This window comes from Stenotrophomonas sp. YJH_SMC_80 (assembly GCF_059372495.1).
In genome coordinates this window covers 80,712-105,413 of record NZ_JCAFVP010000009.1, presented here as the reverse complement: position 1 = coordinate 105,413, position 24,702 = coordinate 80,712, and the positions used below count along the sequence as shown (strand labels likewise).

Sequence of the window (24,702 nt, the reverse complement as noted above, 5' to 3'; positions counted from 1 at the left end):
TTGCGGGGGAATGAAAAGCGTGGGCTCAACCGCCGCGGCGGTCGAGCTTGTGGATAGGTCCGGTCCACCACCACAGCGCGGCCAGCGACAGCGGCACCAGGGCGGCAACGAGGATGAAGATCGGGGCATAGGAGTGGCGGGTCAGCACCGGCACCAGCCAGGTGGTGATCAAGGTGCCGGCCACGGCGGCCAGGCCACCCAGGCCCGCCAGCGTGCCCACCGAGCGGCCGTCGAACAGATCGCCGGGAAGGGTCTGGATGTTGCCGATGGCCACCTGGAAGCCGAACAGCACCGCAGCGATCGCCAGCACCGCCAGCAGCGGATGGTTGGCCAGCACGGCACCCAGCAGGGCAGGAGCCATGACCACGCAGCCCAGCGTTATGGACAGCTTGCGGGCGCGGTCCACGCTGTGCCCGGCGCGGATCAGGCGCCCGGAGAGCCAGCCGCCGCTGAGGCTGCCCAGCATCGCGCCGACAAACGGCACCCAGGCGAACAGGCCGATCTGCTTGATGTCGAAGCCGAAGGTTTCAGCCAGGTAGATCGGCAGCCAGGACACGAACAGCCACCAGATCGGGTCCAGCAGGAAGCGGCAGGCGAGCATGCCCCAGCTCTGCCGGTGGGCCAGCAGCTCACGAACGCTGGCCTTCGGCGCCACCACCGCCTGTTGCCCGGCCTGGTCTTCCTGAATCAGCCGGCGCTCGGCATCGCTCACCCACGGATGCTTGTCCGGCCCGGCGCGGTAGACAAACAGCCACGGCAGCAGCCACAGGAAACCTATGGCACCGACCAGCACGAAGGTACCGCGCCAGCCCAGCCACAGGTACAGGCCGGCGATGGCCGGCGCGGAAACGATCGCGCCGATCGACGCGCCGGCGTTGAACACGCCTTGCGCCAGTGCGCGCTCGCGCGCCGGGAACCACTCGGCATTGGCCTTCACCGCGCCCGGCCACGCGCCTGCTTCGCTGATGCCCAGCATCGCCCGCACCAGGCTGAAGGACAGCATCGAATGGGTGATCGAGTGCAGGGCGATGGAGATCGACCACACGCTGATCGACAGGGCGAAACCCAGGCGCGTGCCGATCATGTCGAACAGGCGGCCGAACAGGAACTGGCCGGCGGCGTAGAACAGCATGAACACCGTCACCAGCAGGGCGTAGTCATCCTTGGTCGCGCCCACTTCCCTGGCGATTTCCGGCCACATCACCGCCAGTGCGTTGCGGTCGATGTAGTTGATGACCGTGGCCACGGCAATCAGGCCCACGATCAGCCAGCGCACGGCTGAACGCACCGGCACCTTGCTCAGCTTGGCCACCACCGCAGGGCCGTTCATTTGCCGTCACCCTTGCTGCGGTCCAGGCGCGCATGGCTGCCGTTCCAGCGGTAGACGTGGCCGTCGACGGTCACGCTGTGCTCGCCCTTGGCGCTGCTGTCGTCGGCCACGCCCAGGGCGATGCGTGCACCGCTGGCCAGGCGCAGCTCGATCACCTCGGCATCGCTGCCGCGGGTACGCACGATCTCCCTGATGCGGCTGTCGGCGCCGTGCACGTACTCGGCGGTGCCGTTGTACTCGCCATGCGGCTCCAGCACGCTGAAGAAGGTGACGTCCTTGTGGCCGTCCACGCGCTGCAGCAGGGCAGGCTCACGGCGCAGGTTGAATTCCGGATCGTTCGCGCCGCTTTCCACCAGCAGCGCCTGCGCCGGCGCACTGCTGCCGAAGCGGTAGGTGTAGAAGCGCCCGTCCAGCAGCCACGCCAGCGACCGCGGCTCGCTGCCGGGTTTGCTGCGTGCATCCAGCCACAGGTGCTGGTAGCCGTTGTCCCTGCCCAGCACCGGGCGCTGGCTGGGGAAGTGCTCGGCCTCGAAGCCGGTGGTGACGATGTGGCCGTTGAAGTGCAGCGGCAGGTCGTAGCGCGCGGCCTTGTCGCCGTGCACCTGCAGCAGGTCCAGCACCACCGGCAGGCCCAGGTCGGGGTGGCGCAGCAGCGCCTGGGTGCGGGTGAACGCCACGCCGGGATAGGCATCGCGCATCGTTGCCGAGGCAATCTGGGTATCGGCATCGGCCTGGAAGAAGCGCACCTGCGGGGCATGCGCCTCGCCACGCTTCCAGTCGCCGTTGAAGTGGCTCTGCTCGTCCACCACCAGGGTGTTGTGGGCCACGGTCTGCTTGGCCCAACTGCGGTTCTCGGCCAGGTAGATGCCACCGCGCTTGGCTTCCACGTTGAGGAAGCGGGCGGCGCCGTAATCGGTCACCACCGGGTTGCCGTTGTCGTAGAACAGCCAGTTGAGCTTGTCGAAGTGGCCGTGGCCCATGCCCTGCATCGTGTCCTTCTGCACCAGTGCCTGGCCGCGTTCGCCGTTCATGCGCAGAATCGCCAGGCCGCCGCGGTCGCCGTCGGGGCCATCGCGCAGCAGCATCGGGCGGTAGTCGAAGGGCTTGGCCTTGTTGGCGGCCAGTGCCTGCGCCACCTGCAGGCCTTCGGGTGACAACAGCAGGCGCTTCTGCTGCTGGGCCACCGACAACAGGCGGTCATCACCGGTGCGCGCATAGGCGATGCCGATGCCGGCCACCAGCTCTTCGGTGTCGATGCCCTTGTCCAGAATCGCATCGTTGATCGGGAAGAACAGGCCGCCATAGCTGGACTGCACCAGCACATCCACCGCCTTCAGCAGCACGCCATCGCGACGCGCGAAGATCTTCCGCTGCGGCTCATTGCGTTCGATGGCGCTGGCGAACAGCAGGAACGGCGCCAGTGCATAGCGCTGGTAGTAGGGGCCTTCCTCGTAGTAGCCATCGGGCGAGAACAGCAGGTCGATCTGCCGCAGGAAGCCGAACTTGTCGTCCTTCTGGCTGCCGCGCAGGGACTTCTCCACCAGTTCCTGGTCGCGCAGCACGTAGCCGGTCATGCCGGTGGCGGCCACCGCCCACGTGGCGTGGTTATGGATCTGGTCGTAGTTCTTCGGTTCGCTGACGAGGAACTCGGCCATCGGCCGGAACACCTTCGATTCGATGGTGTCGCGGTCCTCGGCGGACAGCGCGTCACGGATCGCGTCATAGCCCTGAATGGCGTTGACCAGCCATACCGAATCGTTGAGCACCTGCCAGAACACGCGGCCGGGAATCTGGCCCCTGCCTTCCGGGTGCGGGCCGAGCGTCGGGTACAGCTCGGCATACTGCAGCAGCATGTCGCGCGCGTAATCCACGTAGGTCCTGTCGCCGGTCAACCGGTACAGCGTGCCCGCCGCCAACAGTGCCTGGTAGTTGCGCTTGTGCTGTTCATGGGTGCGCCCGCCGCCCTTGTCCCTGGGCACCGGCACGTCGATGCCGGCCTTCATCATCTTCTTCAGTGTTGCCTCGGTGCGCGCCTGCTCCTTGGCGAACCACGGGTAGCGGCGGCCTTCGCTGGCCATCTGCTGCCAGTGCGCAGCGGTGACCAGCACCGGCGCGGTGTCGGCCTGCCGCGCAGCGGCAGCGGGCGCTGCGAGCAGCGACGCGGTCGGCAGCAGGGCGAAGGGGGCGGCCAGGGCCAGGGAAACGAACAGCGGCTGCAACCTCATCGATCAACTCCATTGCGGGTGCGTGACAGGGCAACTTCGCCCACCTTGGGATACCAGGCGACGCCGGTCGCCTCGCGCGCGGTCATCGCTAGGGCAGGATCGGCGCCCACGGCGGGCAGGGCAGGCGTGGCCACCCACAATCCGCTGGCAGCCTGCTGCAGGCTGACGCCACGGCCTTCTACGCCACCCGGGAACACGGTGCTGGCTGCCGGCGACTGCACGTTGCCGCTGAAGTCGATGCCGGTCAGCGAACTGGCGGCAGTTGGCGGGTTGCTGCTGTTGCGGTTGACGATCAGGTTGCCGGTGAAGCGGCTGCTGCTGGCGGCGACCACGATGCCTTTGGCTTCATCGTGGCCGACGCCGAAACTGATCTTCGCCACGTCCACGAAGGTGTTGCGATTGATCGTGGCATTCACCACCGGCGCATAGCCGGACAGCGGAGGACTGGCCTGCGCATCCATCACCGCCAACGCCGAACGGTTGCTGGACCCGGCCAGCCGCTCGAAGTAGTTGTTGCTGACGGTCTGGTCGGCGTTGATGATGCGTACGCCGCCGGTGCCGGCCTTGTCATCGCCGAGGAAGACGTTGTCGATCACCCGGTTGCCGTTGCCATGGCGCAGGGTCAACGCGCCGGCCGAACGGTAGAACACGTTGCCGCGGTAGGTGTTGCCGCCGGACTTGTTGCTGATGATCTCGGTCTCGCCGTCGCAGCCTTCGAACCAGTTGTTCTCCACCGTGCTGTTGGAATCGCTCAGTGAGCTGTCGCTGGTGCCGACGCGGATCGTTTCGCCCCCGTTGACGCCCAGCGCCGGGCGCGGCCCGAACCAGTTGTGGTCGATACGGTGCTGGTTGTCCAGGCCCTGGGTGGCATCGCGCACCACCACCACGGTCGGCCCGGCGTTGGTCTTGCCGCGCAGCTGGCTGTGATCCAACCGGTTGTTGCTGCCATACAGCGATACCCAGTAGTCCTGGTCGCTGGCATCCGGGTTGGCGTAGTCATCGATCACCAGGCCGGTGACGCGGCTGTTGCTGGCGACGGCCTTGCTCGACTCGCGGAACGCCACCACCGCATCACCCGGCGCATAGCCGTTGCGGAACACCAGGTTGGACACCTGCAGGTAGCTCCCGGCCAGGCGCAGGTCCGAGCGCCCGCTGAGGACGACCTTGCCGGCGGTCTGCGCGCGCAGCACGATCGGTGCGGCTGCCGTGCCCTGACCCTTAAGCAGCAGCCGGGCATCGGTCCAGGTGCCGTCAGCCAGCACGATCTCATCGCCAGGCTGCAGCGCCGAGGCGGCGGTAGTGAACTCCGCGACATCGTGGACGAGCCAGCTGGCTGCACTCGCTGCTGAAGTGGTCAGGCACATTGCCAGGCCAGTGGTCAGGCAAAACAGCCATGAATCATTGGATCGGTGACGCGCCAGCGAGTGAATGCGCATGAAATCCTTCCAGGGGCGGCCGGGCCGTCGTTTCAGGGTGGGCCTGCATACCACTTTCGGGTCTGTTGTAAGCCAGCTTTCGCGCAAAGTCATGCTGCATGAGCACATTAAATTGCGATCAAGTGGTATGGATCAAAGGCATTTGAACAATCGCATACCAATTGGTTGACATTTTCATGTCGCCGTGCCGAAGCTGCGTCCCACGCCTGGCATGCAGGCGATCCTTTGGGAGGAGGAAACCATGCGGCGACCCGCCGGAGCAGTGCACAGCATCTCGTTGTCCCCCACACCCCTGATCGTGGCGCTGCTCGCCGTGCTGGCGGGGCTGCCCACGGCCCAGGCGCAATCCGGCAAGGACGCGGCAGGGCAGGATCCCACCACGCTGGACCAGGTGCAGGTCACCGGCATCCGCGAATCGATGCAGAGTTCGATCAACAGGAAGCGCGATGACACGGTCATTGCCGACGTGCTCTCGGCCGATGACATCGGCGACCTGCCGGCGCCCTCGCTGGCCGATGCGATCGAGACCCTGACCGGCGCCGCTTCGACCCGCGACAAGACCGGCGCCTCGGAAATCTCCATCCGTGGCCTGGGCGCCTTCCTCAGCAGCACCAACTTCAATGGCCGCGAGATCACCAACGGCAGCGGCGACCGCTCGGTGAACTTCAACATGTTCCCCGCCGAGCTGATCAATACGGTGGCCATCTACAAGACCCAGCGCGCCGACATCATCGAAGGCGGCGTGGCTGGCACTATCGGCCTGGAAACAGTGCGCCCACTGGAGTACGGCAAGCGTGCGGCGCAGCTGGACCTGCGCGGCAGCTGGGCCGAGTATGACAAGAAGTACCGCGACGACGACGGCATCGGCCATCGCGGCACCGCCAGCTACATCGACCAGTTCGAGTTCGGCAACGGGCAGAAGCTGGGCATCTCGCTGGGCTTCCAGCGCCTGGACGGCACCGACCCGGAAGAGAGCATCACCAGCGGTTCCACCTGGTATGCCTGCGATGGCACGCAGAACGTGGGCAATGCCAACTGCAATGAAGTGTCCGCGAAGGCCATCGCCAACGGCGCGCCGTACTACCTTGTGCCAAGCAGCCGCATCTACCGGCTCAAGCAGGAGCGTAACGACCGGCAGAGCGAGTTCGCCGCATTGCAGTGGCGGCCCAATGACGTGGTTGAAGTGAACCTCGACTTCGAACACACCGAGCGCAACTGGTACGAGAACCGCAGCGACCTGAGCCTGTCCAACGCCCGCCGTGGCATCACCCGGCGCGAGGTGGACGAGGACGGCATCGTGCGCCACCTGCATGGCAGCACCTCGATTGATTCCACCTCAAACCGCTACTGGCGTGGCGAGGAGTACACCGGGGGTGGCCTGAACCTGATCCTGCGACCGACCCCGGCCTGGGAACTGTCCACCGATCTTTCGTACTCGCACACCAATCGCCTCGACAGCGAGCGCATGACCCGCCTTCGTGCCAACCAGCGCGACGTCAACAATGCCATCGTGCCGGGCATCAGCAGTGGTGCCACCGGCTACGTGGACTATGACTGGGACTGGCACGGCGAAGTGCCCAGTGTCGCGCTGGCGCCGAACTTCGACCCCAACAACTGGGACGCCTACACCGGCGCGGCGCGCGTCACCTCCAGCGCAACGGAGAACGACCACAGGATCAAGGCCGGCCGCTTCGACGCCAGCTTCATGCCCGAGTCCGGTTTCTTCACCCGTATCAAGGGTGGCGTGCGTGCCAGCCAGGCGGACTACCGCCTGCGCGACAACACCCTGGTAAGCGATTACGACCAGCGCGTGGCGGCCGACAAGGCGAAGATCATCGCCGCCAACCAGGCCTGCCGCGCGCCGTTCCCACAGGATGACTTCATGGATGCCGCCAGCGGCAACACGATCTCCTCGTGGGCGTACTTCGATCCGAACTGCCTGTACCAGTCGTTCCGTGGCAGCCTCGACAGTGGGTTGGATCCGGGTTTCCAGGATCCGAACAATGTCGATATCACCGAGAAGACACGCGCGCTCTATCTGATGGGGGAGTTCAGCAGCAGCCTGTTCGGCTTGCCGGTGACCGGCAACCTCGGCCTGCGCTGGGTCAAGACCGATGTTCGCTCCGAAGGCGTGCGTACCGGGCTGCGTATCGAGGACAATGGTGACGGCACGATCCGCCTGCAACCCACCGGTGCGTACAGCACGCAGGTGTTCAAGGCGGGCAACGACAAGCTGCTGCCTAGCCTCAACGCGGTCTTCGCACTGCGCCCGGACGTGTTGCTGCGGGTCGGTGCATACCGCGCGATGTCGCGACCGGACATCGCCGCGCTGGGTGCCGGGCGCACCATCAACGTGAGCAGTGATGCCACCTACGGCAATCTGGCCGACGCGCTGGATGACATCAGCGCCAGCGGCAACCCCGCCGCGCAGCCGCTGATGTCCTGGAACGGCGACCTGTCACTGGAGTGGTACCCGAACCCGGACACGATGCTGGCCGGCGCGGTGTACTGGAAGCAGTTCAACGGCGGCACCGCCACTGCGCTGGTGCCGGAGACCTACACCATCGACGGCCAGAGCGTGACCGTGCCGGTACGCCAGCAGGTAACCACCGACGAGGACAGCACGCTGACCGGCTTCGAGCTGACCGCCACCCATCGACTGTCGTACCTGCCCAAGCCGTTCGACGGACTGGGCTTCAAGGTCAGTTACAACTACGCCGATGCCGACTACCGGACCCAGGACTCGCGACTGGGCGAGCAGCTGGCCAGTGACGGCACGATCCTTCCGGCGATCGTGCCGCCGGCGGGTCTCAGTGGCTTCTCGCGGCACGTCCTGTCAGGTTCGATCTACTGGGACGTCGGACGTTTCAACATCCAGGCCATCGGCAAGTTCCGCTCGCACTACTACCAGGACTTCACCGGCAATACCGCGCAGCAGAACCGCTACTACGATGACAACACCAGCGTGGACCTGCGCCTGCGCTACCGGGTGAACAAGCAGTTGTCGCTGTCGCTGGAGATGATGAACCTGACCAACGAGCCGCGCGTGGCCTACCAGCCGCTTTATGGGAACTTCCGCGAAGTGGTGACCTACGGGCGGCGTGCGTATTTCGGTGTACGATACAAGTTCTGAACAGGGCGGCGTGGCCAGCGGTCGCGCCGTCGCTCCAACCGGACCCTTGCCGGCCGCGGTGGCAGGGCAGGGACCGGGAAGGAATCGCCAAGGGTCAGCCGCATGTCCGCCAACCGCCTTTACCAGACCATCGCTGCCAAGCTCCGCAAGCTGATCGAGGACGGCGAATTTCCGCCAGGCTCGCGGCTGCCGGGCGAGCGTGAACTGGCCGAACGGTTCGGTGTCAGCCGGGTCACCATCCGCGAAGCCGAGATTGCACTGGAAGCACAGGGCTGGATTGCGATCCGCATCGGATCGGGCGTGCATGTGAAGCCGCGCCCGACGCAGGCGTCCGGCGGGCTGCCGGATGTCAGCGCCTTCGACCTCACCGCTGCCCGCGCGGTATTCGAGGCCGAGGCCGCCGCTCTGGCGGCAAGCAATCTGGACGATGCCGGCATCGCCGAACTGCGGGTGCTGGCCGAAGCGCTGTGCCGTCGCGACCTGAGCGACGCGGAAGCCGGCGAGTACGATCGCCGTTTCCATCTGACCATTGCCCGCCTCTCAGGCAATCCGGTGGTGGAGTACTTCGTGCAGCAGATCTGGCGCATGCGCAGCGAACTGCCGCGGGTGACCGAGGTCTATTCGCGGGTCTGCCATGATGATGGCGCCAGCCGTGCCGACGAACACATGGCCATCTTCGAAGCACTGCGCGCACGCGATCCGGTGGCCGCGCGCAATGCCATGCGCCATCATTTCCAGCGTCTGTTCGAAGCCATGCTGCAGGCGACCGAAAGCCAGGCGCTGGAGGAGATCCGCCGCCGCACGCAGCAGGACCGCGAACGGTTCATGGCCACGACGCGTATCTGAGTAACGGCGTTTCCAGGGCCGCCGGGGCGGGTCAGGACGCTGTGACGTGCGGGGAATCATCCTTGCCGGTGCCGACGAGCGCGAAGTAAGCTCTGCTTCGTCGACGAGGGGGACACCATGTACGCAAGGATCGCGGCAGCTGCGCTGCTGTGTATGACGGCCCTGCCTGCGTCGAGCGCCAACCGCGGCTCGACGGTGATGGAGGATTACGCGGCGGCGCTGAATGCCCGCGGGCAGATTCTGCAGTTGGATACCGGTGACATGTTCGGGGAAAGGATCGGGCTGTTTACCGGCTCGGTGGAATTCCTGCAGACCGACGTCGACCTGCCGGGCAACAGTGCGCTGGAGGTGGGCATCAAGCGGCGCTTGGTGGCAGGTGCGCAGGGCCGGCAGGGATTGGGCATGTTCGGGGTGTGGGACCTGGCCCTGCCCAGGGTGCATGGGACGTTCAGCACCCAGGGTGGATGGAAGAATTACGTGGTGGCCGAGCCGCTCAACCGCTGTTCGAAGTTCACCCCGCCTCCAACCGAGATCGTCACGGTGAAGGCACAGACGCCGACCGGGCCAGGACATTCACCGAGTACTTCAACTCCGACGAGTTCTGGCATGGAACGCAGCTCTACCTGCCAGAGACCGGTGACGAGGATCTGCTCGCGCAAAGCAACGAATGGCCGGTGCCGAGTACAGGGCATGCGTACCCGATGCGAACCAAGAGCGGCAATGTCATCCGCTGCGTCGCCATGGACGATGGGGCAGGTGAGGGCTTCGAAGTCACGACGCCTGCCGGCATCACCTACACGCTCAATCATATGGCCAGCCTTGGCAGCGGACCGCCATTGATCAAGAAGGGATACTCGCGGGGAAACTTCGGCTCGGTTACGGAGTTCGAGTTCGTTCTTTTCCGGCAGGAGTTCCATATTCTTCCGACCAGTGCCCGAGACCGGTTTGGAAATTCGGTGACCTACACGTGGGATCCGGCAAATCCACGGCAGTTGCTGCGCATCGCAGCCAACGATGGCCGCACCGTCGATCTCGAGTGGACGGCTGGATCGCCCAGCACGCTGCCAAGCGAAGTGAGCGCGGTCCGTGCGGGTGGGAGGACGTGGACCTACGGTACCGTGGTGGGTGGCTACAAGGTCACCTTCCCGGACCAGTCCTACTGGCAGACTACGGGGTTCAACGTAGGCACCATGGCTGCCGGTGCCGTTCCCGCAGAGCGGGGTTTCTGCCGGAATCCGGGTGTGGTGACCTACGGCCATTCCGGTTCGATCCGCCATCCCAGTGGTGCAGTGGCGAAGTATCGCTTCGAGCCGACGCTGCATGGCCGCTCGTGGGCGCGTTATGGCTGCAATATGGCCGACAGCACCGGTAGCGGGTTCCTCGACTCGATCGAATACACGCCCGCCAGGTACTACACGTGGTCGCTGGTTTCCAGGACAGTCACCGGGCCGGGCATCGACCAGCCTTATACGTGGGCCTACAGTTACGGCCCGGCCAACGGGTGCTATGCCGACGGCAGCAAGGAACTGTGCCAGGCCAATTCGCCGGCCACGAAGTGGGTGGACGTCAAGGATGCAGAGGGCGTCACCACCCGGCACACCTTTGGCAATCGATTCAATGTGGACGAAGGCTATCTGCTTTCCTCGGTCCAGCCGGGCCGCGCCACCACCCTCAGCTATCAGCTTGACGCTTCCGGCAGCTATCCGGCATTGGCCGGGCGACCGGCATATCAGCGTGCCAGCGGAATCATCGCAGCCAAGCAGATACCGTTGCTGCAGAAGGTCATCGAGCAGGATGGCGTACGCTACATCTGGAAGGTCAATACGTTCGACAGCATGGCACGACCTGTGTCCATCACTGAAGCCAGCCAGCCCGTGCAGTAGGCGTACGATGTGGCAGGACAGGGGCCGCAACGCGGGCAGTGGCACGTGCTGGATTGCCCCGCCGCGCCCTGTTCGCCCTGGAAAAGGGAGCAGCAAGGACGAAGGCACTACACCGCCGGAACCGTGATCCTCTGCAGATCCAGTCTGGCCCTGGCCCACCCGTGCTGTCGGTGTCTGTCCCGTGACCCCGCACCGACGCATCCGAGGAATCCCGCATGTCCGACACCCCTCCACCGCTGAACATCCTGGCGTTTGCCGGCAGCCTGCGCAGCAACAGTTACAACCGGCGCCTGGTCAGGGCAGCAGCAGGCGCCGCGCCTGCGGGCCTGCTGCTGACCGTGCATGACACCATCGCCGATATTCCGCTGTTCGACGAAGACCTGGAAGCCGCCGACCCGGCCGGCCCTGCCGGGGTCAAGCGCCTGCGCGCGGCGATTGCGGCCGCTGACGGCGTGCTGATCGCCACGCCGGAGTACAGCCAGTCACTGCCCGGCGTACTCAAGAACACGCTCGATTGGCTGTCCCGCGACGATGCCGAGTACCGCACGGTACTTTCGGCCAAGCCGGTGGCGATCATCGGCGCTACGCCGGGCCGCTGGGGCACCAAACTGGCACAGTCGCAGCTGCGCCATACACTGACCGCCATGGGCGCATTGACCATGGCCTCGCCACAGCTCTATGTGGCCGAAGCAGCGGCCGCCTACGACGATGACGCGGAAGATTTCGACGCGGCGACGCGCAAGCGCCTGCAGCGCTTCCTGGAGGGATTCCAGAGCTGGGTCCAGCTGCTGCAGGGTGGGTCGTCGCGCGGTTGAGCGGTGCCGGCAGAGGCCGTCATCGCCCGCCGGTGCCAAGGACCGGATCATGCAGCCCGCGCAGCTTCTTCTTGTTGATCTTGCCCACGCTGGTCCGCTCGATTGCATCCACGAAGCTCACGCGCTCCGGGATCGCATAGCGTGAGATGTCTCCGGAACGGCTGCGCGCCGCGACCAGTTCGATGATCTCCGCTTCGGCCACATGGCTTCCCGGCTTCCTGACCACCAGTGGCAATGGCCGCTCGCCCCATTTCGTGTCGGCGATACCGATCACCGCGACCTCGCTGACCGCCGGGTGCAGTGCGATGATGTCTTCCAGCGCGAGCGAGGAGATCCATTCGCCCCCGGTCTTGATCACGTCCTTGATGCGGTCGGTGACACGCAGGTAGCCAGCTTCGTCGATGTTGCCGATGTCGCCGGTGTGCAGGTAGCCGCCCGCCCACAGCGTTGCCGAAGCCTCGGGATCGTGCAGGTAGCCCTGGGTCAGCCAGGGGGCGCGCGCCACCACCTCACCGGTGGCGACGCCATCGTGGACGACATCGCCCATGTCCGGGTCGACGATGCGCAGGTCCACCAGCGGCACCGGAATGCCGGCCTTGGTGCGCAGTGACAGCACCTCGTCGGCATCGGTCACGCTGTCCACGTCGATCTGGGCGATGGTGAGCAGAGGGCAGGTCTCGGACATGCCATAGCCGCCGAAGATGTCGATGCCCCGCGCCAGTGCGCGCTGCGCCAGGGCACGGGGCAGCGCGGCACCGCCGATGATCACCTTCCAGCCCTCCAGGTCGGTCTGCGCGGCGTCCGGGTGCTCCAGCAGCATGTGCAGGATGGTTGGCACGCAGTGCGAGAAGGTCACCTTTTCGCGGGCGATCAACGCCAGCAGTTTCGCAGGCAGGTAGCGCCCCGGATAGACCTGCCTGATGCCCATCGCGGTAGCCACGTAGGGCAGGCCCCACGCGTGCACATGGAACATCGGGGTGATGGGCATGTAGACATCGTCACGATGCAGGCGGCCCTGGCGAGGTGCGCCGCCGAGCGCGGCCATCGCCGCCAGCGAATGCAGCACCAGCTGCCGGTGGCTGAAATAGACCCCCTTGGGCAATCCGGTGGTTCCGGTGGTGTAGAACACCGTGGCACGGGCATTCTCGTCGAAGTCCGGGAAGCGGCCGACCGGCGTGGCACCGCGCAACCCCGCTTCGTACTCGGTGGCGAAGCCTGGCGGCAGCGGGCCACCGGCATCGTCCAGCAGGATGCGCGTGCGCAGGTCCGGCAGCTGCTCGTCGATGGCGTCCAGCAGCGGCAGGAACTCGCGGTTGGCCAGGATCACCCGCGCGCCGCTGTGGTTCAGCGTGTACGCGATCTGCTCGGGGGCCAGGCGCACATTCACCATCATCAGCACCGCACCGATCATCGGAACCGCGAAGTAGGCCTCCAGGTAGCGGTTGCTGTCCCAGTCCATCACCGCCACCGTGTCGCCGTGGCCGACGCCCAACGAGGTCAACAGGCCGGCCAGCTGGCCGATGCGCGCCTGCAGGGTGCGGTAATCGAATCGGACCCTATCGCCATAGACGACTTCCTGTTCAGGACTCACCGCCAGCGGCATCAGCAGCAGCTGCTTGATCAGCAGTGGATAGGCATGGGCATCGGGAGTGGGGGCGGATGACATGGCATTTCCTCGTGGGCGGCGTTGCGGTCGCCGGCCTTCTCCGCACCACACTATCAAGCCCTTCCTGCTGTACCAGCGTACCTAGGTACCTGTTCCCGCGCGCAGCCGATTTGATAATCTCGCCAGGACATGCCAACCCTGCTCATCGCCGACGATCACCCCTTGTTCCGTGCGGCACTGCATCGCGCGGCGGAAGAGGCGGTCGCCGATCTGCAGATCAGCGAGGCGGATTCACTGGACAGCGTGCTGGAGGCGATCGAGAACCAGTCGATCGACCTGATGCTGCTGGACCTGCACATGCCGGGCAACCATGGGCTGGCCGGGCTGGCGACCATTCGTGCGCTGCAGCCGGGCCTGGCGATCATCATCGTCTCCGCCAACGAGGAGCCGCAGGTGATCCGGCGCGCCATCGACCTCGGCGCCGCGGGCTACCTGCCCAAGAGCTCGGGTTTGAACGAGCTGCAGTCCGCGCTGCAGTCCGTGCTGGAGGGCGAACGCTGGATCCCGGCGCTGCTGCGCGAGCCGGTGGCGCGGGTAGCGCCGTTCAGCAGGGATGCCGACCTGGCCGCACGCCTGGCCAGCCTGTCCGCACATCAATACAAAGTGCTGGGGCTGGTGGCCGAGGGCCTGCTCAACAAGCAGATTGCCGACCGGCTGGGCGTACAGCTGCGCACGGTCAAGGCGCACATGACACGCATCATGGAGCGGCTGGGCGTGCGCAACCGTGCGCAGGCCATCCGCGTGCTGCACGAAATGGGGTTGGCCGATCCGTCGCGGCAGATCGAAGAGCTGCCCGAGCCCTGAACGGTCAGCGCGTGGCAGTGGCCGCCAGCAGGTGGTTGATCGCCCAGCGCAGCGCCAACGGCTTGAACGGCTTGTTGAGCAGGGACAGCCCAGCGCCGCGCACCGCCTCGCGTGTATCGCTGCCGGTATCCGCACTGAGGATCACCGTCGGTCGCGGTCCATGCATGTCCGCCAGCCGCTGCCACAGCGCAACACCGGTATCGCCGTCATCCAGGTGATAGTCGAACAGCCACAGCGCCGCCTCGTGCGCTGAGGGCCCGATGGCATCGGCGCTGCCTGCCGCGATGACGTCGCAGCCCCAGGAACGCAGCAGTTGCCGCATCGCCTCCAGCGCGTCCGGGTCATTGTCCACTGCCAGTACGCGGAAACCCTTGAGGGCGTTGCTGCCACCCGTCGGTGCCGAACTGCGCGGGGCCACAGGCGGTGCTGCGCGTTGCACGCTGATCGAGAAGGCCGAGCCGTGCCCGGGCACGCTGCGCAGGTGCAAGGGTGCATGCAGCAGATCGGCGATGCGGTGGGCGATGGTCAAGCCCAGTCCCAGCCCCTGGCCGTTGCTGCGATCGACCCGGTGGAACTCCTCGAACACCACCGCGTGCTGCTCCGGAGCAATGCCGGGGCCGGTGTCATGCACGCCGATCATCAGTGCCTGCCCCTGGCGGCGCACACCCAGCAACACACCGCCATGGCGGGTGTAGCGGATGGCATTGGCCAGGAAGTTCTGCAGCACCCGGCGCATCAGCAGGGGATCGCTATGGACCCAGGCCTGGCTCCGCACATGGCGGAACTGCAGGCCGCGCGCCGCCGCCAGCACCGCGAACTCCTGCGCGAGCGGATCCAGCACTGTCGACAGCGCGAACGGGCGCGGATCGGCCACCAACCCACCGGCTTCCAGTCGCGAGATATCGAGCAGGCCGGACAGCAGGTCATCGGTGGAATCCAGTGCGCCGCGGATCTGCTGCAGGAAACTGTCGAGGAACTCGGATTCGATGTGCTGCGACATCGCCTCGGTCAGCAGCTGGGCCGCATGCAGGGGCTGGATGAGGTCATGGCCGACCGCCGTCAGGAAGCGGGTTTTCGCCGCGTTCGCGCGCTCGGCCTCCTGGACCGCCTGCTGCAGCCTCGCGGTGCGGTCCTGTACGCGGCGTTCCAGCGTTTCATTGCTGCTCTTGAGCGCATCCTCCGCGCGGCGGAACGCCGTGACATCGGTGAAGGTGGCCACGTAGCCACCGCCCGGCATCGGGTTGCCGCGGATCTCGACGATGGTGTCATCGGGAAATATCCGTTCCGACAGGTGCGGCGTGCCACGGCGCATGTGCGCGACGCGGCGCTGCAACGCCCTGGTGGGCGTGTCGCCGGGGCCATCGCCGATCTTCAGCTGCCCCAGTGCCCACGCCGTGAGGTTGACCACCGGCTGCCCGACCTGCAGCAGCTCCGGCGGGAACTTGAACAGCGCGGCGTAGCGGCTGTTCCAGGCCACCAGCTGCAGCTGCGCATCGACCACGCTGATGCCCTGGCTCATGTTCTCCAGCGCGGCTTCGAGCAGTCGCTGGTTGAAGCGCAGCACCTGGGTAGCTTCGCCGACGGCGCGGGTCACCGCATCCAGCGGCGCGGCGCCGCCCTCGCGTGCGGCTTCGACCAGCAGCCGTGCCATGCCTGCGCCCACCACGGCCGTCAGCTCACGCTCGACGGCGGTGACCCGGTCGTCATCCAGCATCTGCCCGGCGTGGCCCTCGAGCAGCTGGCGCGCACGCTCCTGGCCAAGGAAGCGTCCGGCGGTCCTGCGCAGGGACGCCGCAGCCACCGCATCCCGCCTCCGCGGCAATGACGGACGCACGGCCCGCGACACCAGGGCCACGGTCAGCAGGTTGACCGCCAGGCTGGCCCCCATGCTGATGGCGATATGCCCCGGCTGCACGCGCAGCGAGACCACCGCCAACCAGTGCAGCCCGTCGGCGCTGACCGACGGCGTCGCGGCCGGGATCACCATCGGCAGCAGTACCAGCCACAGCCAGGCCAATGAGCCCAGCACGATGCCGGCTATGATGGCCGCGGAGGGCGTACGTGGGCGATACACCGCCAGCAGCACAGCCGGTGCCAGCTGCGAGAGGGCGGTGAAGGACATCAGGCCGAAATCGCTGAGTGCCTCGGTGTCGCTCATCGCGCGGCTGTACAGCCACGACATCAGGAACACGGCGAGGATGCCGGCACGGCGGCACGCCAGCACGCGCGGGCGCAGATCGGCATTGGCCACGCCGCCCCCGATGCCACCGAGCAGGCGCGAACCGAATCCATGGTTGCCAAGCATGATCGACAGCGTCAGCCCGGACAGGATCATCATGCCGGTGGCCGCGCTCAGGCTGCCCAGATAGGCCAGCAGCGCCAGCAGATGATGGCCGCCGGCCTGCGGCAGCGCCAGCACGTACAGGTCAGGCGATACCGAGGCCGGCAGCTGCGCGGCGCCGGCCAATGCCATCGGCACCGACGGCAGGCCGATCAGCAGCAGGTAGACCGGGAACATCCAGCGTGCCGTCTTCAGGTCCGATGTCTGGCGAAGCTCGACCACGCCAACATGGAACTGGTGCGGCAGGGTGAACGCGGAGATCGCCCCCAGCGCGACCATGGTGAGATAGTCCGGCACGATGGCCGGTGGTGGCAGCTGCGCCATCTTCTCCAGCAGCGGTGTGCCGGCCTTGTGTACGGACAACGCCGCATACAGGCCAATGGCCAGCAGCGCCACCAGCTTCAATACGGACTCCAGGCCCAGCGCGACCACGATGCCGCGGTTGGGCTCGGTGGCCGAGGCCTTGCGTGCACCGAACAGCAGGGTGAACGCGGCCATCGTCAGCGCGAACCAGAACGACATGTCCAGCTGCGCACCGGCAGGCGCGAACCCATCACCCAGCAGGGTGCCCAGCCCCTGGCTGACGGCTTTCAGCTGCAGTGCGATGTACGGGATGATGCCGAACAGCGCCACCAGGGTGATGGTGAAGCCGAGGCCGCGATCGGCACGCAGTCGTGCAACGACCAGATCGGCGATGGTGGCACTGTTGTGCTGCTTGGCCAGCCGCCCGAGGCGGAGCAGGAACGGCAGGCCGAACGCGAAGATCAGCGCCATGCCGGCCAGGGTTGGTGGAATGGGGAAACCCCATTGCCGCCCCTGCGAGGCCGCACCGTAGTAGGTCCACGCGGTGCAGTGCACGGCCAGCGACAGTGCATAGATGAGCGGCCATGCCTTCGAAAGCCGGTGCCCCCGGCGCTCGCCCCACAGCGCCACGCCAAACAGCAGTGCGGTCCATGCAATGCAGGCGAAGAGGACGATGGAGGGCGTCAACATCGCTCCAGTGTAGGGAGAGAATCGGGCGGGGTGGTGCTAGGGCGTGATCACGATCAGTGACAGCTGCTCAGCGACCAGTGCCAGCTCGCCATCGGCGACCCGCTCGACGGCCTTGCGCTGGATCAGCAGCCACTGGCCGGGCTGGCGCGCATCCAGTGATACCAACTGCGAGCGTACCCGCACCTCGGACCCGCTCGGCACCGGCGCCAGGAAGCGGACCTTGTTCAAGCCGTAGTTGAGCACATGGGCGATGCCGGGGAAGCCGGCCAGGGCGGCCACATCGTCCTCCACCGTCAGCGAGAGCAGCAGGAAGCCGTGTGCGATGGTACGGCCGCCCGGCATCTGCGCCTGCGCCCGCGCTGGATCGACATGGATCCAGTTGTGGTCGCCGGTGGCGTCGGCAAAGGCATCGATGCGCGCCTGGTCCAGGCAGGTCACGCCACTCAGCCGCTCACTGGCGGCCCACTGCTGCACCGCCTGCAGGGCGGGAGGCAGCTCGCTGTCCGCACTCACACCACACGCTCCAGCAAGGCAAGGATCGCGTCACGCGCCTCTGGTTCGGACAGCATCGGAGCGTGGCCGACATCGGGCACCTCCACCAGACGGGCACTTTCCGAGGTGGCCGCCATCTGCCGAGCGACATCGGCCGGCAGGATGTCGGACAGCGCACCGCGTACCACCAGCACCGGCACCCGGGCGGTCAGCCCGCGAACCGCACGCCACAGCAGGGGACGCAACAGCCACAGCAGCCATGGCCGGGTGGTGCGGATCACTGCCGGGTCGTAGTCCAGTTCCAGCAGGCCATCGCTGCGCGGGCGGAAGGTGCGCACCGCCATCTGCCGCCAGTCGTCGGCGCTGAAGCGCGGGAACGCAGCCTTGCCGATGGATTCCACGTAGGCCGTGGCCTGCACCAGGTCCATCGGCGGTATCGGCTTGCCGGCGTACTTGCCGATCCGTGCCAGCGCCTCACGCGGCACCCTGGGGCCGGCATCGTTGAGCACCGCGCCCGCGATCCGCTCCGGCGCGCGCGAAGCGAGGGTGATGGTCACCAGCACGCCCAGTGAGGTGCCGACGAACATCGCCTTGTCGATGTTCTGCGCGCGCAGCAGCGCGACCATGTCATCTGCGTAGGTGCGCGGGTTGTAGCTGGACGGATCATGCGCACGTTCTGAACCGGCGCGGCCACGCAGGTCGACGGCGATCACGCGCCATCCCTCGGCGGTGAGTGTTTCGGCCAGTGCATCGAAATCGGCACCATTGCGGGTCAGGCCGGGAATGCAGACCACGGTGCCGCGGGGCGCCTGCCGGGCGTCCGCTGCATGGTCGCGCGCGTGCAGGCGCAGGCCATCGTCGCTGTTCCAGTACAGGTCGTCGTAAGACTGCGTCATGCAGAAGCTTCCTGAAGATCGTAACGGATGCGCTAGAAATCGTAACGGACGCTGAGGCTATATTGGCGGGGCGGACCATAGAAGCCAATCAGCGTGCCGACTGCAGGAATGTTGTAGCCAGTAGTGCGGTATTCCTTGTCGGCCAGGTTGGTGCCCTGCAGCGAGAAGGTCCACGCATCATCCAGGCGCCAGATGACGCCGGCATTGACCAGCCCGTAACCCTGCTGGCGGATCACCGGGCTGAGGTCGGTGGTCGGCCACACTTCGCTCTGGTAGCTGTAGCTCACCCGTGCCGACAGGTTGCTGCCGTTGGCCAGGTCGGTGCGGTATTCCACGTTGAACGCACCGGAGAACTCCGGGGCATTGGTGAACTTCATCTGCCTGGCCACGTTGATGCCGCGGTCGATGTACTCGTCGTATCTGGTATCCAGCCACGCCAGGTTGCCGGAAATCAGCCAGTGCTGGCTGGGCAGGTACTGATACTCGACCTCCAGGCCTTTGACGGTACCGGCCCCGGCATTGGTGAAATCGCCGAAGAAGGAATCATCGATGCCATCGCCATTGGTATCCAGGCCGGTGAACACCGACAGCTGGATGTCCTTGTACTTGTTGTAGAACGCTGACAGGTTCAGGAACAGGCGCTGGTCGAGAAAGGCCATCTTGCTGCCGACCTCATAGCTGTCCACGGTCTCGTCATCGAACGGCTCCGCCGAGCGCGGTACCGCCACCGCATTGGCGCGGATGTTGTAACCGCCGGACTTGAAGCCACGCGTCGCCAGGCCATAGACCATGATGTCCGGAGTGATCTGGTAGTCCAGCGAGACCTTGGGCGAGACGTTCCTGAAATTGGTCTTCTTGTCGAAATCGGCGGTCACCGCCACCGGCCGGCTGAAGCCCGGGTCGGCGTAGAGGCGGTTGAGCACGATCGCGCGCTTGTCCTCGTCGGTGTAGCGGGCGCCGACATCGAGCTTCAGTCTGCTGGTCAGGTCGAAGGTCCAGTCCGCGTACAGCGCGATGCTGTCGGTCAGCACCTTGCCCTGGTTGTCGGCGAACTGGGCACTGAAGTAGTTGTTCTGGATCTGCCCGCCAGCCTCGCCACTGAACTGGTACAGGCCGACCACACCGCGCACCCGGCCGCCGGCATCGTAGTTCAACTGCACTTCGTTGCTGACCTGGTCGTCGTGGTAGGTGCCACCCACGTCGGCGAGCTTGACCGGGGCGGTATCGAAGTCGATGTTGGCCTCGCTGTCCGACTCACGCTTGGCGACCACGTATTTCAGCGCGATGTCTTCGTTCGGCCGCCAGTTCACCGTGGCCGAGGCGCCCTTGCTCTCCACGTTGTTGAGGTTGCGCATGCCCGAGCGGATGTCATAGCGGCTGTCCATCGGTGGGTAGGCGCGCAGGAACGGATTGGGTGCCAGCATCTTCGAGCCGCGCATGCCGGACTGATCGTCGATCCAGTCCAGTGCGAACTGCACGTCGAAGTCGTCGCCCGCATACGCGCCCAGGTTCAGGCGTGCCGCGTTGATCTGCTTGTCACTGACCGGCTGGCCGTTGAAAGTGCTCTCGCCAAACCCGTCGTGGTTCATGCTGGCCACCGCCACGCGGGCGCGCAGGCCGCTGTCAGCACCGCCGATCGGACCGCCGATGGCTGCCTTGGCATCCAACTGGCTGTAGTTGCCCACGGTGACCTGGGCGAAGCCCTCGGTCTGGGTCGGCAGGCCGCGCGAGATGTACTTGATCGCGCCGCCGATGGTGTTCTTGCCGTAGAGCGTGCCCTGCGGGCCGCGCAGCACCTCGATGCGCGAGACATCGAACACATCCAGCAGCGCACCCTGCGGGCGCGCGATGTAGACGTCATCCAGGTAGATGCCCACGCCCGGATCGGCGCCCCAGGTGGGGTCGGACTGGCCGATGCCACGGATGTAGGCGGTGACCGTGCTGCTGGCACCGCGGGCGGCGTAGATGGTCAGGTTGGGCACCTGCGCATCCAGGTCGCTGATGTCCTGGACATTCATCTTGTCCAGCGCTTCGGAGGTAAATGCGGTAACCGCTACCGGGACCTCCTGCAGGGTTTCCTCGCGCTTGCGCGCGGTGACCTTGATGCTGTCCAGGTTGGTGGGTGATGCAGTCCTGGCCGCCGTCGGCGTGGCCTGGGGCGTTTCCTGTGCCAGTACCGGCCCGGAGGCCAGCAATGCGCCGATCATGAGACTCAGGCAATTCCGTTTCATTCGGTCCTCCCCCAGGCAGCTGCTTGCAGATGGCCCATTGCCATCCTGCAGCCAAGGCTAGCGGTGTCATCACGCAGCGGCGAGTGGACCTAGGTCCAGTCGGCAGCGGCCGCTGGATGCGGATACTGGGCGCGCCCCCAGCCGGAAGCGCGTCCCGGTACCACTTCATCCACGACTCACGCATGAGGATCTGGCCATGAAATCCGGAATCGATTCGATCAAGGTTGTACTGCTGGTGCTGTGCAGTTGGCTGGCGATGGCGGGCAGTGCCCTTGCCGCAGGCCCGGCCGGGCATTGGGACATTGGCCTGTACGGCAATCTGTTCGGCGCCCGCGAGTACCAGGTGTGGGTGCCGGCGGGCTACGACGACCAGCAGCCGCTACCGTTGCTGCTGGTGCTGCACGGCTGCGTCAACGGGCCCAACCTGATGGGGGAGGCGTCAGGCTTCAATGATGTGGCCGACACCGAAGGGTTCATCGTGGTCTACCCCCGGCAGAACGTCACCTCCAATCCGGCCCGCTGCTGGAACTGGCAGCTGCCGACCAACCAGGCCCGCGACAGCGGCGAAGCGTCGATCCTGGCCGGCATCGTGGACAAGGTGAAAGCGGACTACAGCGTGGATCCGCGCCGGGTCTATGTCACCGGCATTTCGGCAGGTGGTGCGATGACCTCGATCATGCTGGCCTGCTATTCGGATGTGTTCGCTGCCGGTGCCATCCACTCCGGTGGCATGTTCAAGGGCGCGACCACGATTTCCGGCAGCGCCTACGCACTGCTGGCCGGCAGCATCTATTCGCCGGACAGCAATGGCCGCCTGGCGTGGCAGTGCTCGGGTTCGCCGTCGCCGCGACCGCTGCCGGTGCTGGTGTTCCATGGCAGCGCCGATCTCACCGTCAATCCGGTGAACGGCCAGCAGGCCGTGCGCCAGTTCCTGCAGACCAATGACCTGGCCGACGACGGCCTGGACAACGACTCGGTGAAGTACGTGCCGACCAGCACCTATCACGGACAGGTGCCGGGCGGCCGCGGGTATACCGTCGACACCTACGCCTACGGTGGCAGGACGCTGGTCCAGCACTACGTGGTGCAGGGCATGGGGCATGCCTGGAGCGGCAGCCAGTCGGGCCTGCCATTCACCGACCCGAAGGGGCCGGACGCCACGCTGATCACCTGGTTGTTCCTGAAGGACTACCAGCGCTGACGGGGGGCAGGGGGCCTTCCAGGGAGGGGCGCGACTGGAGGTGCCGGATGGCACCTTCAGCCGCTCATGGCAATCGATTATCGTGAGCGCCCGTTCCCACGACCTTCAAGCGCCGGCGCATGGAATCCATGTCAACGACTGCCCGAAACCGGCAATGGCTCAATGCCGTCGTGCTATCCGCAGTGCTCCTTGCCGTCGGCTGCGAGGGCAGGAAGGCACCGCCGAACGATGTGGGGGCGGCGGTCGACGAGGCGGCCCATGCCCTGATTGAACAGCCTTTGCTGCACTCGGCCTCCATCGGCGTGGTGTACCGGGGCAAGACCTTCATCCGTCACCGCGGCGAGATGGTAGCCGGCAAGCCCGATGTTCCGACCGACGCAACGCTGTATGAGATCGGCTCGCTGAGCAAGACCCTGGCGGGCACGTTGATGGCCCGTGCGGTGCTTGAGGGCAGGGTGGGCCTGGAGGATGACGTTCGCAGCTACCTGCAGGGCGACTATCCGAACCTGCAGTACCAGGGCCAGCCCATACGGGTCCGTCACCTGCTGTCACACACCAGTGGCCTGCCGAACATGCTGCCGGAGCGGGCGAACACCGTGTTGGAGGACTTCACCGATCACCGCGTGCCCGGTGAACTCAGTGCCCTCTATGCGCATTACGGCAAGCCGGATTTCCTGCGGGATCTGCACGCCGTGCGGATCCCACGGATGCCCGGGAAAGAGTACGCCTACTCCAGTGCTGGGACGGAGCTGACGGCCCACATTCTGGAAGGCGTCTACAAGACCGACTACACGTCATTGCTGCGTGGCTTCTTCAGCGACGCCGCAGCAATGACCAGCATCGGGATCAAGCTGGGGAATGCGGAAAAAGACCGTCTTGCCATCGGCTACCACAGCGACAATCCGGTGCCGACCTCGCCGATGCCACAGTTGCCATGGGGCGCTTCCGGCAACGTCAAGGCAACAGTGCCCGACATGGTGAAATACCTTCAGTTCCAGCTGGCCAACGGCCCGGTGGTGCAGGAATCGCATCGCACTCTGGCCAGATTCGACGACGAGTTCAGCATCGGCTATTTCTGGAACATCGTCGCTGGCGATCGCCAGAAGGGTGTCTATTACGCCCACCACGGTGGCGTTCCACGCTCGCAGTGCTACATCTACATCATGCCTGAGCACGATCTGGGCATCTTCGTGATCACCAACCAGAGCGGCGACCGGACCGCGCGTGCCATGGAGGCGGCGATCGATACCCTGGTCGGGAGAATCGCGGCGCGTTGAACCGCCCGCTGAGGCTCGGGCCCACGCGGCCCGGTCCGTGCACCAATGTGGCTTCGCAGGACGACGTGTCGGACAAGCCTGGAACCGATCTGGACAGACTGCTCGGCCCCGGCGGCTGTCGGCCGCAGGGCTTTGCGCTCGCATTCCTGGCGTTCGTCGCTGGATATCATCGTTGGTCGCATGGTCTGCGCCGCGGCAATGCCCTCGGCTAGGCTATAGCGATCGACCGCAGGGATGACGACCCCATGAACCGCTGGCTTTTCCTGGCGCTTGCTGCGCTCCCGTTCACTGCCGGTGCCGTGGTCATCCGTGATGACGTTGACGACGCCCGGTATCAGATCGATGCCTCTGTCTTCCCGGCGCTGGCTGACATGCCGGGTGAAGGACATGGCGTTCTCATCGCCCCGCGCTGGGTACTGACCGCAGCGCATGCGGCACCCATGGAAGGGATGGAAGAATCCATCTCCATCAATGGACGCGCCTATGCGGTCGAGCGCGTCTTCGTGCATCCCGGTTTCAGAAGAATGCCGGAGGCCCTGGGCAAGGAGGCGCTGGCGACAGGAAATCCCTCCAGGATCCACGCGTTCCTGGCAGCATCGGATGACATCGCACTGATCAGGCTTGCGACTGCTGTAAAGGATGTACAGCCCGTAGCGCTCTATCGCGGTGCTGCCGAAGTCGCGCAGATCGCGGCCCTGATAGGAAAGGGGGCTACCGGCAATGGCGTCGTAGGGCTGGTGCCGGGCGGCCCGCATCGCACGACCCTGCGGCGGGCATTCAACGCGATTACCGGCGGCAACGAACGGTATCTCTGGTACCGGTTCGATCCGCCACCGCAGGCCCTGCCGCTGGAGGGGGTTCTCGGCAACGGTGACAGCGGCGGTCCGCTGGTGATTGATGATCACGGAACGCCGCAGCTGGTGGGGCTTGGTTCGTGGATCACTGCGGTTCCAGAGCATGCGTTCGAGGCGGGGTTCTATGGCCAGGTGGTCTACAACGTTCGCGTATCGCGCTACATCGACTGGATCGAAAGCATCAGCCGTGACGCGTCACATTGATTGCTTTTCGTGGAGGCGTAGCAGTGCAGGGGGGGCGTTGCCCTGATCTCAGCCGGTGCGACGGGCGTTCGTATG

Annotated in this window: 16 protein-coding genes; 8 read left to right on the top strand and 8 right to left on the bottom strand. The window is 65.9% G+C overall.

The window, feature by feature from the left end; translation table 11 throughout:
• Positions 1 to 25 precede the first annotated feature (25 nt).
• The 3 genes from AC5P99_RS15165 to AC5P99_RS15155 are packed head-to-tail and all read right to left on the bottom strand — an operon-like array spanning position 26 to position 4,991.
• The gene (locus tag AC5P99_RS15165; RefSeq protein WP_049450748.1) at positions 26 to 1,330 is read right to left on the bottom strand and encodes an MFS transporter; all 1,305 of its coding nucleotides are present in this window, start codon (positions 1,328 to 1,330) and stop codon (positions 26 to 28) included.
• Positions 1,327 to 3,555: an oligoalginate lyase gene (locus AC5P99_RS15160; RefSeq protein WP_495213296.1), complete on the bottom strand. Its 2,229-nt coding sequence runs from the start codon at positions 3,553 to 3,555 to the stop codon at positions 1,327 to 1,329. The genes AC5P99_RS15165 and AC5P99_RS15160 overlap by 4 nt, the downstream gene beginning before the upstream one ends.
• Positions 3,552 to 4,991, bottom strand: a complete 1,440-nt coding sequence (locus tag AC5P99_RS15155) for a polysaccharide lyase 6 family protein (RefSeq protein ID WP_099605209.1) — start codon at positions 4,989 to 4,991, stop codon at positions 3,552 to 3,554. Before AC5P99_RS15155 ends, AC5P99_RS15160 begins: the two co-directional genes overlap by 4 nt.
• A 241-nt stretch (positions 4,992 to 5,232) precedes the next feature.
• Here AC5P99_RS15155 and AC5P99_RS15150 point away from each other — a divergent pair, with 241 nt between their 5' ends.
• The 4 genes from AC5P99_RS15150 (at position 5,233) to AC5P99_RS15135 (ending at position 11,668) form a co-directional block, all read left to right on the top strand.
• A complete protein-coding gene (locus tag AC5P99_RS15150) occupies positions 5,233 to 8,124 on the top strand; it encodes a TonB-dependent receptor (RefSeq protein WP_108269834.1) in 2,892 nt (963 codons plus the stop codon).
• Between the two features lie 102 nt (positions 8,125 to 8,226).
• Complete coding sequence (locus AC5P99_RS15145; protein ID WP_057501701.1) at positions 8,227 to 8,970, top strand: FadR/GntR family transcriptional regulator; 744 nt, start codon at positions 8,227 to 8,229, stop codon at positions 8,968 to 8,970.
• A 464-nt stretch (positions 8,971 to 9,434) separates the two neighbouring features.
• Complete coding sequence (locus AC5P99_RS15140; protein WP_495213295.1) at positions 9,435 to 10,853, top strand: wall associated protein; 1,419 nt, start codon at positions 9,435 to 9,437, stop codon at positions 10,851 to 10,853.
• A gap of 215 nt (positions 10,854 to 11,068) precedes the next feature.
• Complete coding sequence (locus AC5P99_RS15135; protein ID WP_099531332.1) at positions 11,069 to 11,668, top strand: NADPH-dependent FMN reductase; 600 nt, start codon at positions 11,069 to 11,071, stop codon at positions 11,666 to 11,668.
• Positions 11,669 to 11,687: 19 nt separating this feature from the next.
• Here AC5P99_RS15135 and AC5P99_RS15130 read toward each other — a convergent pair whose 3' ends face one another.
• The gene (locus tag AC5P99_RS15130) at positions 11,688 to 13,334 is read right to left on the bottom strand and encodes a fatty acid--CoA ligase (RefSeq protein WP_164221254.1); all 1,647 of its coding nucleotides are present in this window, start codon (positions 13,332 to 13,334) and stop codon (positions 11,688 to 11,690) included.
• A gap of 129 nt (positions 13,335 to 13,463) precedes the next feature.
• Between AC5P99_RS15130 and AC5P99_RS15125 the strand changes: the two genes are divergently transcribed.
• On the top strand, positions 13,464 to 14,138 hold the full coding sequence (locus tag AC5P99_RS15125) for a response regulator transcription factor (RefSeq protein ID WP_049452421.1): 675 nt from the start codon (positions 13,464 to 13,466) through the stop codon (positions 14,136 to 14,138).
• Between the two features lie 4 nt (positions 14,139 to 14,142).
• On the opposite strand, the gene AC5P99_RS15120 is transcribed toward AC5P99_RS15125, so the two are convergent.
• From AC5P99_RS15120 to AC5P99_RS15105, 4 genes are read right to left on the bottom strand one after another with little or no spacing between them, the layout of a single operon-like run.
• On the bottom strand, positions 14,143 to 17,472 hold the full coding sequence (locus tag AC5P99_RS15120; protein ID WP_108269839.1) for a hybrid sensor histidine kinase/response regulator: 3,330 nt from the start codon (positions 17,470 to 17,472) through the stop codon (positions 14,143 to 14,145).
• Positions 17,473 to 17,508: 36 nt separating this feature from the next.
• Entirely contained in the window at positions 17,509 to 17,985 is a 477-nt protein-coding gene (locus AC5P99_RS15115; protein WP_049450730.1) for a MaoC family dehydratase, read from the bottom strand.
• Positions 17,982 to 18,860, bottom strand: coding sequence for an alpha/beta fold hydrolase (locus AC5P99_RS15110; protein ID WP_495213294.1), 879 nt, complete (start codon positions 18,858 to 18,860; stop codon positions 17,982 to 17,984). The genes AC5P99_RS15115 and AC5P99_RS15110 overlap by 4 nt, the downstream gene beginning before the upstream one ends.
• Before the next feature lie 32 nt (positions 18,861 to 18,892).
• The gene (locus tag AC5P99_RS15105; RefSeq protein ID WP_239667432.1) at positions 18,893 to 21,091 is read right to left on the bottom strand and encodes a TonB-dependent receptor; all 2,199 of its coding nucleotides are present in this window, start codon (positions 21,089 to 21,091) and stop codon (positions 18,893 to 18,895) included.
• 196 nt (positions 21,092 to 21,287) lie between these two features.
• Here AC5P99_RS15105 and AC5P99_RS15100 point away from each other — a divergent pair, with 196 nt between their 5' ends.
• The 3 genes from AC5P99_RS15100 (at position 21,288) to AC5P99_RS15090 (ending at position 24,627) form a co-directional block, all read left to right on the top strand.
• Entirely contained in the window at positions 21,288 to 22,292 is a 1,005-nt protein-coding gene (locus tag AC5P99_RS15100; protein WP_049450726.1) for an extracellular catalytic domain type 1 short-chain-length polyhydroxyalkanoate depolymerase, read from the top strand.
• A 128-nt stretch (positions 22,293 to 22,420) separates the two neighbouring features.
• Complete coding sequence (locus AC5P99_RS15095) at positions 22,421 to 23,569, top strand: serine hydrolase domain-containing protein (protein WP_043033420.1); 1,149 nt, start codon at positions 22,421 to 22,423, stop codon at positions 23,567 to 23,569.
• A 245-nt stretch (positions 23,570 to 23,814) separates the two neighbouring features.
• Positions 23,815 to 24,627 carry a S1 family peptidase gene (locus AC5P99_RS15090; protein WP_164221258.1) on the top strand — a complete coding sequence of 271 codons (813 nt, stop codon included), beginning with the start codon at positions 23,815 to 23,817 and terminating at the stop codon, positions 24,625 to 24,627.
• The last annotated feature ends 75 nt before the right edge of the window (positions 24,628 to 24,702 follow it).

Coding starts and splice junctions, on each gene's coding strand:
- AC5P99_RS15120 (WP_108269839.1), bottom strand. CDS start 17,472: ATGTTGACGCCCTCCATCGTCCTCTTCGCCTGCATTGCATGGACCGCA.
- AC5P99_RS15165 (WP_049450748.1), bottom strand. CDS start 1,330: ATGAACGGCCCTGCGGTGGTGGCCAAGCTGAGCAAGGTGCCGGTGCGT.
- AC5P99_RS15150 (WP_108269834.1), top strand. CDS start 5,233: ATGCGGCGACCCGCCGGAGCAGTGCACAGCATCTCGTTGTCCCCCACA.
- AC5P99_RS15100 (WP_049450726.1), top strand. CDS start 21,288: ATGAAATCCGGAATCGATTCGATCAAGGTTGTACTGCTGGTGCTGTGC.
- AC5P99_RS15090 (WP_164221258.1), top strand. CDS start 23,815: ATGAACCGCTGGCTTTTCCTGGCGCTTGCTGCGCTCCCGTTCACTGCC.
- AC5P99_RS15105 (WP_239667432.1), bottom strand. CDS start 21,091: ATGAAACGGAATTGCCTGAGTCTCATGATCGGCGCATTGCTGGCCTCC.
- AC5P99_RS15095 (WP_043033420.1), top strand. CDS start 22,421: ATGTCAACGACTGCCCGAAACCGGCAATGGCTCAATGCCGTCGTGCTA.
- AC5P99_RS15145 (WP_057501701.1), top strand. CDS start 8,227: ATGTCCGCCAACCGCCTTTACCAGACCATCGCTGCCAAGCTCCGCAAG.
- AC5P99_RS15160 (WP_495213296.1), bottom strand. CDS start 3,555: ATGAGGTTGCAGCCGCTGTTCGTTTCCCTGGCCCTGGCCGCCCCCTTC.
- AC5P99_RS15140 (WP_495213295.1), top strand. CDS start 9,435: ATGGAAGAATTACGTGGTGGCCGAGCCGCTCAACCGCTGTTCGAAGTT.
- AC5P99_RS15130 (WP_164221254.1), bottom strand. CDS start 13,334: ATGTCATCCGCCCCCACTCCCGATGCCCATGCCTATCCACTGCTGATC.
- AC5P99_RS15110 (WP_495213294.1), bottom strand. CDS start 18,860: ATGACGCAGTCTTACGACGACCTGTACTGGAACAGCGACGATGGCCTG.
- AC5P99_RS15125 (WP_049452421.1), top strand. CDS start 13,464: ATGCCAACCCTGCTCATCGCCGACGATCACCCCTTGTTCCGTGCGGCA.
- AC5P99_RS15155 (WP_099605209.1), bottom strand. CDS start 4,991: ATGCGCATTCACTCGCTGGCGCGTCACCGATCCAATGATTCATGGCTG.
- AC5P99_RS15135 (WP_099531332.1), top strand. CDS start 11,069: ATGTCCGACACCCCTCCACCGCTGAACATCCTGGCGTTTGCCGGCAGC.